Annotated in this window: 10 protein-coding genes; 3 read left to right on the top strand and 7 right to left on the bottom strand. The window is 50.1% G+C overall.

What is annotated here, in order from left to right; all coding sequences use genetic code 11:
• Positions 1-90 precede the first annotated feature (90 nt).
• A complete protein-coding gene (gene glnA, locus ACKOVI_RS00435) occupies positions 91-1,524 on the bottom strand; it encodes a type I glutamate--ammonia ligase (RefSeq protein ID WP_509601732.1) in 1,434 nt (477 codons plus the stop codon).
• A 157-nt stretch (positions 1,525-1,681) separates the two neighbouring features.
• Here glnA and ACKOVI_RS00430 point away from each other — a divergent pair, with 157 nt between their 5' ends.
• The gene (locus ACKOVI_RS00430) at positions 1,682-2,053 is read left to right on the top strand and encodes an RDD family protein (protein WP_509601729.1); all 372 of its coding nucleotides are present in this window, start codon (positions 1,682-1,684) and stop codon (positions 2,051-2,053) included.
• A 3-nt stretch (positions 2,054-2,056) separates the two neighbouring features.
• On the opposite strand, the gene ACKOVI_RS00425 is transcribed toward ACKOVI_RS00430, so the two are convergent.
• The 4 genes from ACKOVI_RS00425 to lipB are packed head-to-tail and all read right to left on the bottom strand — an operon-like array spanning position 2,057 to position 5,001.
• A complete protein-coding gene (locus ACKOVI_RS00425; RefSeq protein WP_509601727.1) occupies positions 2,057-2,722 on the bottom strand; it encodes a DUF4191 domain-containing protein in 666 nt (221 codons plus the stop codon).
• A gap of 5 nt (positions 2,723-2,727) precedes the next feature.
• Positions 2,728-3,432: a lysophospholipid acyltransferase family protein gene (locus tag ACKOVI_RS00420; protein WP_509601725.1), complete on the bottom strand. Its 705-nt coding sequence runs from the start codon at positions 3,430-3,432 to the stop codon at positions 2,728-2,730.
• Positions 3,425-4,357, bottom strand: a complete 933-nt coding sequence (gene lipA, locus ACKOVI_RS00415; RefSeq protein WP_509601723.1) for a lipoyl synthase — start codon at positions 4,355-4,357, stop codon at positions 3,425-3,427. The genes ACKOVI_RS00420 and lipA overlap by 8 nt, the downstream gene beginning before the upstream one ends.
• On the bottom strand, positions 4,354-5,001 hold the full coding sequence (gene lipB / locus ACKOVI_RS00410; protein ID WP_509601721.1) for a lipoyl(octanoyl) transferase LipB: 648 nt from the start codon (positions 4,999-5,001) through the stop codon (positions 4,354-4,356). The genes lipA and lipB overlap by 4 nt, the downstream gene beginning before the upstream one ends.
• A 29-nt stretch (positions 5,002-5,030) precedes the next feature.
• Between lipB and ACKOVI_RS00405 the strand changes: the two genes are divergently transcribed.
• Positions 5,031-7,160 carry an MMPL family transporter gene (locus ACKOVI_RS00405; protein ID WP_509601718.1) on the top strand — a complete coding sequence of 710 codons (2,130 nt, stop codon included), beginning with the start codon at positions 5,031-5,033 and terminating at the stop codon, positions 7,158-7,160.
• Positions 7,161-7,162: 2 nt separating this feature from the next.
• Positions 7,163-8,293, top strand: coding sequence for an FAD-dependent oxidoreductase (locus ACKOVI_RS00400; protein WP_509601716.1), 1,131 nt, complete (start codon positions 7,163-7,165; stop codon positions 8,291-8,293).
• On the opposite strand, the gene ACKOVI_RS00395 is transcribed toward ACKOVI_RS00400, so the two are convergent.
• Positions 8,271-9,161 carry a TIGR01777 family oxidoreductase gene (locus ACKOVI_RS00395; protein ID WP_509601714.1) on the bottom strand — a complete coding sequence of 297 codons (891 nt, stop codon included), beginning with the start codon at positions 9,159-9,161 and terminating at the stop codon, positions 8,271-8,273. The genes ACKOVI_RS00400 and ACKOVI_RS00395 overlap by 23 nt on opposite strands.
• A 1-nt stretch (position 9,162) precedes the next feature.
• The coding region (gene sucB, locus ACKOVI_RS00390; RefSeq protein WP_509601711.1) for a 2-oxoglutarate dehydrogenase, E2 component, dihydrolipoamide succinyltransferase at positions 9,163-10,689 on the bottom strand (1,527 nt) is incomplete at its 5' end.

Genomic DNA, 10,689 nt, shown 5'->3' with positions numbered 1-10,689 from the left:
CTTAACTTCTCGCGTTCTTGGCTCATGACGCGAACTTACCTCAAAGAAAAGAACCCCGGCGAATAATCACCGGGGTTCTTTACTAACATCTTAGATGTCGTAGTAGAGCTCGAACTCAGCTGGGTGCGGACGTAGGCGCACATAATCAACTTCATTCTTGCGCTTCCATTCGATCCAAGTAGCGATGAGATCTTCAGTGAAGACTCCGCCCTTTGTAAGGAACTCGTGGTCCTTCTCGAGTGAATCGAGAACTGCATCAAGTGATCCTGGAACCTGTGGAATAGCTGCTGCTTCTTCGCCCTCAAGCTCGTAGAGATCCTTATCTACTGGAGCAGGTGGCTCGATCTTGTTGATGATTCCATCGATACCAGCCATGAGCATTGCTGCAAATGCGAGGTATGGATTTGATGATGGATCCGGGCAACGGAACTCAACGCGCTTTGCCTTTGGTGATGATCCTGTAATTGGGATACGGATACATGCTGAACGGTTACGTGCTGAGTAAACAAGGTTTACTGGAGCTTCGTAGCCTGGCACCAAACGACGGTATGAGTTAACAGTTGGGTTAGTGAATGCAAGAAGTGATGGTGCATGCTTCAAGAGTCCACCGATATACCAGCGTGCCATATCTGAGAGATCGCCATATGTGCCTGCCTCGAAGAAGAGTGGCTTGCCATCTTTCCAGAGTGACTGGTGAACGTGCATACCTGAGCCGTTATCTCCAAAGAGTGGCTTTGGCATAAAGGTAGCTGTCTTGCCGCCTTCCCATGCAACGTTGCGGATGATGTACTTAAACTTCATCAACTCGTCGCCTGCAGTAAGGATGTCGGTGAACTTGTAGTTAATCTCCATCTGGCCAGCAGTTCCAACCTCGTGGTGTGAACGCTCAACTTGAAGGCCTGCACGACCCAGCTCCATCACCATTTCGTCACGAAGATCTGCGAACTGATCTGTTGGTGAAACAGGGAAGTAACCACCCTTAACACGTGTGCGATAACCGCGGTTAGGTGTTCCATCCGGATCTGCAACGATGCCTGTGTTCCAAGCACCTTCGTATGAGTCGATATGGTGGTAAGCCTCGTTGATATCGGTCTTAAAGCGAATCGCATCGAAGATGTAGAACTCTGCCTCTGGTGCGAAGAATGCTTGGTCAGCAATTCCGGTTGACTTCAAGTAATCAACAGCCTTTGCAACAACGCCACGCGGGTCACGTGAGTAAGGTGAGTTATCACCTGGGTTGTGAACCGAGAAGATGATAACGAGAGTCTTCTCAACACGGAAAGGATCGATAAATGCTGATTCTGGTACTGGCAGCAACTTCATATCTGATTCGTGGATTGACTGGAATCCGCGGATAGATGAACCGTCGAACATCAAACCATCAGTGAAGACTGCTTCATCAAATGATTCAACTGGAACGTTGAAGTGGTGCTGGATACCAGGAAGGTCTGTGAAGCGGACGTCGATAAGTTTGACATCTTCCTTCTTGATGTAGGCGAAGATATCGCTTGAGTTCTTAAACATATGTAGGACTCCCAATAAGTCTCATAGTCGAAAGAGCTCGACTTTGAGCCTTTCTATGTGGCAGAGCCTATGGCTTTGCGGGTTACAACCGCTATTTCCCGTGTTACGCCTATGTAACAAATGAGCCTTACCGTCTCACATAATCTAGGCTGGGCTCATGTACCCACGAATTAGCCAAGGACGCCGTGCCCTCGGAATTACCATCGATTGGCTCGCCGCTTACGCGGTCAGCCTCGGCTTCTTGGCAGGCAATGGAACGCTTCTTGAGCGCAGTCGGGGAATTGGGGGCACTGTCCTGGTGGTGATGGCTCTCGAATACCTGATTCTCGTCACCTTAGGAGGATCTTCATTTGGTCATCGCATCGTGGGGCTCAAGGTCATCCGTTTCAGCGATGGACAGGCAGCAAGACCACTTCAAGTTTTGGTGCGCACTTTACTCATGGTCATCATCATCACCGCAATTACCTTTGATGAGGATGGACGCGGAATCAACGAACGACTATCAAATACCGTTCTGATTCAACGATAAAAATTACTTAACCTTTACGCCCTTTGGCATAGGTCCCTTAGGAATCGGCAATGACATTCCACCAACAGCCTTAAGGCGCATGCGAAGTTCGCGCATCTGATGTGCAGATAACTTTTTAGGAAGTTTAGTGACGTGCTTCTGCAACTTCTTCAAAGGAACTTGACCAGGCTGATCACCGACGATGATCTCTGTTATAGGTGCACCGGGGGCAAAGCGCTCTGACTTCTTACGCTCATCTTGAATCATCTGTCGTACAGCCGATCCGCCTTCCCCTGTGAGAACAATTCCGGCGCGACCAACGCTGCGGTGGACCATATCTTGGTTGCGGTTGACTGCAACTGCTGGCGTTGTTGTCCAACCTTTGCGAATCGCCATCAATACAGATGCGCCTGCACCGATCTGGCCTTCGATCGAGGCGTAAGCAGCAGAGCCTGCAATACGAGTAAACACTACAAGGGCAATAACAGCAGAAGAGAGAAGTCCGAGGATTCCGGCATAGATGGGATGTCCTGTTGCAATTCCAATGATTTCAGCAAGTACAACACCACCGAGGACGATAGCGAGGAGTGCGAATCCGATCCAAGGCTTAACTGACTTGGTGATTGCATAGGCATCACGAAATTCCTTAAAGCGAGGAGACTTTACTTTTTCTTCTTTGTTCTTAGCCATGCTCGCTAGTTTAGGGGAGCAGGTGCTGTACCACCAAGGCGAACCGGCGCCCAGCGCTCTCCTTGATGTGAATCTGGATACTTTTCCTGCACTGCATGGAGCATTTTCACCATGGTCGCTCGAAGAATCGCCTCACCTGCTTCAACATCACTATCTTTATCAAAGTAAATCGGCTCGCCAAAGACCACAGTAATCGGTACTCCGCGCTGCCTGAGGTTACGCTTAACTTTCTTCGTCCATAAACGTTGCGAACCCCAGATGATGGTGGGGATTACTGGAACCCCTGCGCCTTGAGCTAATCGAACAGCTCCGCTCTTGAGCTCCTTAATTTCAAATGAGACAGAGATAGTTCCCTCAGGAAAGATTCCAATGATTTCACCATCGCGGAGTGCGCGAAGAGCGGCGACCAATGATGCAGAACCATTAGAGCGATCAACGCTGATGTGGTGCATTCCTCGCATAAGAGGGCCTGCTAATTTATTATCAAAGATTTCTTTCTTCGCCATAAAACGCACGTAGCGCTTCATAGGTAGCGCCGCAGTTCCAACAAGGGCAAAATCTAAATAACTAATGTGATTCATGGCCAGAACTGCTCCACCATGATTGGAGTCAGGCAGATGTTCTTGACCTTCGAAATCGAATTTCAACCCCAACATTTTCCAGAGCGTCCTCATCACGCCAACAACTGGGGGATAGATGAGATCAGCCACGCTGAGCACGCTTCTCTTGGGCTTGCTTATAGAGTCGACCTGCACGATAGGAAGAGCGCACAAGTGGGCCACTCATAACTCCACTAAACCCAATGTCCTCGGCGCGCTTTGCTAGATCAACAAACTCTTCAGGCTTCACCCAACGTTCTACTGGGTGGTGCTTATTTGTCGGGCGAAGATATTGAGTAATCGTGATCAAATCACAGCCAGCTTGATGAAGGTCTTCTAGAGCCTGAATGACTTCGCTGATTTCTTCACCGAGACCGAGGATTAAATTGGACTTGGTAATCAATCCAAATTCTCGAGCTTGGGTAATTACATTCAACGACTTCTCATAGGTAAACGCTGGACGAATACGCTTGAAGATGCGAGGAACAGTCTCGAGGTTATGTGCGAACACCTCTGGACGAGTTTCAAAGACTTGATTGAGAAGATGAGACTTTGCACCAAAATCAGGTGCAAGCATTTCAACGCCAGTTCCTGGATTGAGTTCATGAACCTTTCGAATTGTTTCTGCATATAACCACGCGCCCTCATCTTCGAGGTCGTCACGAGTGACACCGGTAATCGTTGCGTACTTAAGTCCCATTGACTGCACTGATTCAGCAACGCGACGTGGCTCATCAGGATCTACTGGCTCTGGGCGGCCTGTATCAATATTGCAGAAATCGCAGCGGCGAGTACATCGTTCGCCACCGATAAGAAAAGTTGCCTCCTTATCTTCCCAACATTCGAAGATATTGGGGCAGGCAGCTTCTTGGCACACTGTATGGAGAGATTCCGTCTTTACGAGAGTGCGAAGACGTGTGTACTCAGGACCCATATTGGCGCGAGTCTTTATCCATTGTGGCTTTCGCTCGATAGGAGTCTGCGCATTGCGAGCCTCGATGCGAAGTAACTTGCGGCCATCTGGTGCGATTGTCATGCGCTCACCTTTGTTAGTGCTTCATACAGATACTTCTCTACAACGGGTGATACTTCTTCAATAGTAACTTCGCGACCCAGTTCGAGTGCGAGCGAGGTCACTGCGGCATCGGAAATGCCACATGGAACGATTGCATCGAAGGCGGAGAGATCGGGATTTACATTCAGGGCAAAGCCATGCATCGATGTACCTGATGCCACGCGAATTCCGATAGCGGCAACTTTACGCTCACCTTTTTCATCGACAATCCACACACCAGAGCGACCTTCAACTCGCACTCCAATAATTCCAAACTCAGCACACACATTGATGAGACCAGCTTCGATTTCACGTACGAAACCCACGAGCTCATGAGGGTTGCTCAAGCGAACAATCGGATATCCAACAAGTTGGCCTGGACCATGCCATGTGATTTTTCCGCCGCGATCTACATCCAACACCCTTGCGCCGTTGCCAGGACGTTCCTCATCCAGAGTGCGCTTTCCTGCCGTATAGATCGATGGGTGCTCAAGCAAAATTAGCGTGTTGGGGCGAAGACCGGCAGCGACTTCAGAGTGAATCGTTCGTTGAATCGCTAGCGCATCTTCATACTCGACTAACCCGCTTCGCTGAAGAGCGAGGGGAGAGGAGTCTAAAACCGGCACAGGGTAAGCCTAAAGGTAGACTCTCGCCCATGCTAATTAAGAATAAAAAGCCCGTTACCCTTGCCGTTTTAGTCGTAATCGGCTGGTTCATGATTACCGGTGTCTTCGGACCGCTCTTTGGAAAGCTCTCTAGCGTCCAAGAGAACAACAATTCTTCATTTCTGCCTAAGGGCTCCGAGGCAGCACAAGCATCTGATGCGATAGCTAAATTCTCCGATGGTTCAACTTTTAACTTTCCTACCCTCGTTCTTCTCGAGGGAGGCGCTTCACCAACAGCCCTGGCTGCAATTAATCAGCACTTTGCAGGTGTGACAGAGCTCAAACTTGATGGAACTTCAGCAAAGCTCGGTGATTACCTGCTCAAGGGCGCTCAAGTCACTGCATTCCCATCGCAAGATGGCAAGGCAATTCTCGTCAATATCCCACTCGACGGAGAATCCATCTCAAAAACTCTTCCCAATGAGAAGCCAGTGTTGCCAGCGGTTGTTCAAGCTCTTCGCGATGACGCAGCACCGATTGCAAAGGCTCAGGGATTGACTCCATACGTCACAGGTCCTGGTGGAATCCTGGGAGACCTCTTCGGTGCATTCGGATCTCTCGATTCAAGCCTTCTACTTGTAACTCTCGGCGTCGTTTCAATTATTTTGATCGTGGTTTATCGCTCACCATTCTTGTGGATTATTCCGCTGATGTCTGCGATGTTTGCTCTGACGACTGCCGGTGGAATCATCTATCTTCTTGCAAAGAACAACGTCATCGACGTTGATGGACAGTCGCAAGGAATTCTCTCCGTACTTGTAGTCGGCGCCGCCACGGACTACGCACTCTTGCTCATTGCGCGTTATCGCGAAGAGCTGCACCACCATGAATCCCGTTTTGATGCGATGAAGGCCGCATACAAGGGAGTCTGGGAGCCAATCCTGGCTTCAGGTTCAACCGTTGCTATCTCATTATCGATGTTGCTCTTTAGCCAGCTCACCAGCACAAAGGGACTTGGACCAATCGGCGCCATCGGCATTGTTGCGTCAATGTTTACAATTCTGACCTTCCTTCCAGCGATGCTCGTTCTCTTCGGCCGCTGGATTTTCTGGCCTCGTAAGCCACGCAATGATGGCGACGATCACGTATTGAGTGGTCCTTGGTCTAAGGTCTCGAACACCATTGGTCGTAACCCACGAAAGTCTTGGGTTATTACAGGAGCAGTTCTCCTTGCGCTTGCCTTCACCTCGACAACTCTGAAGGCGGATGGTCTTGGCACAATCGACACCTTTACTGGAAATCCTGAATCAGTGGTCGGCCAAAAACTTCTCGTCACACACTTCCCAGGTGGAGAAGGAGATCCGACTCAAATCGTCGTATCTCAAGGAAAAGCAGACGCTGTGATTGCTGCTGTTTCCGCAGTCAAAGGTGTCAGTGAAGTTGCATATGCTGTCGATCCTGTTACGCAGAACGTCAAGGCGGTTGATGGCAAAGTAATCCTCAATGCGACACTCGATAAGGCCCCAGATAGCGTTGCTGCAGGAGAGTACATCACACCTATTCGCGAAGCAGCGAAGAAGGCAGACTCGACTGCATTGGTCGGTGGAACTTCAGCAGTTTACTTCGATGTTCGTACAGCAAATAGTCGTGACAATAAGACAATCATTCCGATAATCCTCTTCGTCATTACTATCATTCTGGGGCTTCTCCTTCGAAGTATTCTGAGTGCAATTGTTCTTCTTGGAACGGTAGTGCTCTCATACTTTGCAACTCTTGGTGTGTGTGCGATTACCTTCAATCACATTTTCAAGTTCCCTGGTGGTGACAACTCATTTCCATTGTTTGCCTTTATCTTCTTGGTTGCGTTGGGCATCGATTACAACATCTTTTTGATGACACGCGTACGTGAGGAAGCGGGCAAAATTGGTACTCGAGCGGGTGTGATTAAGGGCGTAACAGTTACCGGTGCTGTAATCACATCTGCAGGAATCGTTCTTGCAGCAACCTTCGCAGTCCTTGGTCTCTTGCCACTAGTTCCACTGGCAGAGCTTGGCTTCGCTGTGGGCTTCGGCGTATTGCTCGACACCATCATTGTGCGTTCAATTCTCGTGCCAGCTCTCGTTCACGAAATCGGCCCAAAGATTTGGTGGCCATCAAAGCTTGCTGATTCTAAGGAGTAACGATGAGCTATGTAGTCATTGGCGGTGGTCTCGCTGGCCTCTCTGCAGCAATTACGTTGCAGGAGGCAGGAGAGTCCGTTGAACTTTATGAAGCAGCGGATGATCTTGGCGGACGTGTTCGGTCGGATTACATTGATGGATACATACTCGATCGAGGCTTTCAGCTGATTAATTCGGGATACCCGGAAATTAAGCGACTTGGCGTTATCAATGAGATTGATTTTGTGGGTGCATCTCGCACTATAGATGTTGTGACGCCATTTGGTATATCTTCTATTGGAGATCCACGTACCCATCCTGTGAGAGCTTTTCGTTCACCGCTTGGTTCTCTCGCCGAGAAGCTAGCTGTGCTTAAATTTGTAGGAGAGAGACCCGATAGCAAAGTCTCCCTTCGTGATGCAATCTTGGCATCGGGTGCAGGCGATCTCTATGAGAATGTTTTGAAACCATTTTTGCGTGGTGTTTTCCTCACGGAATTGGAGAATATTGACAGCTCTTATGGTCGCGAGATCATCAAGAGCTTTGTCTCAGGTCAATCCGGCTTACCTCGCGCGGGTGCAGGCGCCTTATCTGAAGCCCTTGGTGCGCGTGTCGAAACGGTACATCTCAATGCACCCATCGATTCACTTCAACAGTTCGCTGGAAAGAAAGTGATTCTCGCAACCGATGCGCAGACAACAGCAAAGTTGACGCACATACCTGTAGAACCTCAATTCGCAGATAGCTTCACCTGGTACCACGCGCTTCCGGCCGGTCTTCTGAAGAGTAAGAATCTTCGCGTTACCAGCACTGCAAATCCGATTGTGAATTCAATTGCGTTGAGCAATGTGGTTTCTGAATATGCCCCTGTTGGCAAGACGTTAGTCTCTTCAACTGCAATCGCTGACATTACGGATGACCAAGCGCTCAATGAGATTTCAAAGTTCTGGGGGATCGCTCCTAGCGAATTTGAATTTATCAAGCGATACGAGGTTCGTAACTCACTTCCTGTATTCCGACCAGGCGGCCATGGCGTGAAGTCAGCCCGAGTTAACGACGAGCTATTTATTGCAGGCGATTATCTGACTGCAGGTTCGCAGAATGGTGCGCTCTTGTCAGGTCGTCTTGCAGCTATGGAGTCACTAGCGCACTGAGTGCATTGGTGATGTGCGGGTAATCCCACTCGAATCCAGCAGCTGTTAACACCGTCGGCATGACCTTTTTTGAACCAAGAATCTCTGCCGAAAAACCACCCATCGCTAGCTTTAGCGCTATTGCCGGTGCCGGAAAGAGTGCTGGGCGATGCATCGCCCGAGCAAGAGCTGAGGTAAATTCTTGATTAGTGACTGGGTTGGGCGCAGTGAGGTTTACCGGACCGGAAATATCATTATCGAGAATGAATGTGATTGCACGGATAAGATCGTGAAGAGTAATCCACGACCACCATTGCTTTCCATTTCCCATCTTTCCGCCGAGACCAAAACGGAAGAGCGGAAGCATCTTGCCGAGCGCTCCACCGGTTGGATCTAAAACCAGACCGGTACGAATCTTTACTGTGCGCGTATTGTGAGCAGTATCTGCCGCACCTTCCCATTCACGGCATACTGCTGCGAGAAAGTCATCACCACACTTATCGCTCTCAACTACTGCGCGATTTCCAGATTCTCCATACCAACCAATCGCACTCGCTGAAATGAAAACTTGAGGAGCAAGTTCAGAAACCGCGTTTGCAATTGCAGTTGTTCCTAAAAGACGAGAGTTAAGAATTTCAGCCTTGTACTTTCGGTTCCAACGTTTATCGCCGACACCAGCTCCTGCTAAGTGAATGATTGCATCCACACCACGAAGCGCTTCGATATCTACATAACCTGTCTTTGGATCCCACTTGACTTCATCGGGGGAGACAGGTGTACGACGCACGAGGCGTTGCACAGTATGTCCCTCACTCTTGAGGTGACCGACGAGTGCAGAACCAATAAGGCCAGAAGCACCCGTGATTGCGATGCGCTGTGGAGTACTCACATTAGAGACCCAGATCAGCTTCGAATGCGCCGCCCTCGAGTCGCTCCTTGAGAGTGACTAAGAAGCGAGCAGCATCTGCGCCGTCCACAACTCGGTGATCGTAGGAAAGTCCCAGGTAGACCATGGAACGGATAGCGATTGTCTCGCCACCATCTTCGCCCTTTACAACCATCGGACGCTTGACGACTGCACCAAGACCAAGGATTGCAACCTGTGGCTGATTGATGATGGGAGTATCAAAGAGCGCACCACGTGAACCTGTATTCGTCAGTGTGAATGTTCCGCCACCGAGTTCATCTGGAGTCACCTTATTGTCGCGTGTGCGAGCTGCGAGATCTGCAATCTTGCGAGCAACGCCACCCATGTTCAGGTCACCGGCGTTATGAATTACCGGAACGAGAAGTCCGCGCTCTGTATCAACAGCTATTCCAAGGTGTTCCGCACCGTGATAAATAATCTGATCGCCCTCAACCGATGAGTTGAGAACTGGATGTTGCTTGAGTGCTTCACATGTTGCAACTGCGAAGAATGGAAGGAATGAAAGCTTGACGCCTTCCCGCGCTTCAAAAGATGCTTTTGCGCGATCGCGTAGACGTGCAATCTTGGTGACATCTACTTCAATCACTGTTGTGAGCTGAGCTGAAACCTGAAGTGACTCAACCATGCGAGCTGCAATCACCTTGCGAAGTCGTGACATTGTCACCGTTGTACCGCGAAGGGGAGATGAAGCAACAGGTGCTGGAGCAGAGGCACGCGGAGCTTGAGCGACTGGTGCGGATGCAACGGGAGCGGCACTGCGAGGTGCTGCGCTCTCAACATCCTCTCGACGAATGCGTCCGCCGATTCCTGTTCCTTTCACAGATGCAAGGTTGACACCCAAATCATTGGCAAGCTTGCGAACAATAGGTGTTACGTAAGCATCTGCAGGCTGTGAAACTGGAGCAACAGGTGTTACGGGCGCAGACACAACCGCCGCAGCAACAGGTGCTGGAGTTACAGGTGCTGGAGTTACAGGAGCAGGGGTCGCAGGGGCTGGAGTAGATGCAACAGCGCCACCGGCGGCACCGATAAGTGCAAGACGTGCACCGACTGGAACAGTTGTATCTACTGGAACATCAATAGCGAGCAGTGTTCCGGCAACTGGAGAAGGAATCTCTGTATCAACTTTGTCAGTGGAAACTTCAAGGAGGGCTTCATCAACTGCAACTGAATCGCCAACGTTCTTAAGCCAACGTGTCACCGTACCCTCAGAAACTGACTCACCAAGTGCTGGCATCGTGATGACAGTGCCAGCTGAAGAAGCAGCCGGTGCGGCTGGAGCTGCAACAGGTGCTGCAACAGGAGTTTCAATTACTGGAGCCGGCGGAGGAGTGGGAGTCGCAGGTGCTTCCACAGTTGGTGCAGGTGCGGCAGGCGCAGGTACTGATGCGTTTGCACTATCAGCAATCACTGCGAGCTCAGCACCGACTGCAACAGTGACATCTACGCCAACAACAATCTTCTGCAGGATGCCGGCTACCGGTGAAGG

Origin of the sequence: Candidatus Planktophila sp. (assembly GCF_046070465.1) — a bacterium.
Taxonomy (GTDB): Bacteria; Actinomycetota; Actinomycetes; order Nanopelagicales; family Nanopelagicaceae; genus Planktophila.
This window is presented reverse-complemented; position numbering and strand designations above follow the sequence as displayed.

Bases quoted from the DNA above. Each gene is read 5' to 3' on its own strand.
- ACKOVI_RS00400 (WP_509601716.1), top strand. From the start codon at position 7,163: ATGAGCTATGTAGTCATTGGCGGTGGTCTCGCTGGCCTCTCTGCAGCA.
- ACKOVI_RS00405 (WP_509601718.1), top strand. From the start codon at position 5,031: ATGCTAATTAAGAATAAAAAGCCCGTTACCCTTGCCGTTTTAGTCGTA.
- ACKOVI_RS00430 (WP_509601729.1), top strand. From the start codon at position 1,682: ATGTACCCACGAATTAGCCAAGGACGCCGTGCCCTCGGAATTACCATC.
- lipA (WP_509601723.1), bottom strand. From the start codon at position 4,357: ATGACAATCGCACCAGATGGCCGCAAGTTACTTCGCATCGAGGCTCGC.
- glnA (WP_509601732.1), bottom strand. From the start codon at position 1,524: ATGTTTAAGAACTCAAGCGATATCTTCGCCTACATCAAGAAGGAAGAT.
- ACKOVI_RS00425 (WP_509601727.1), bottom strand. From the start codon at position 2,722: ATGGCTAAGAACAAAGAAGAAAAAGTAAAGTCTCCTCGCTTTAAGGAA.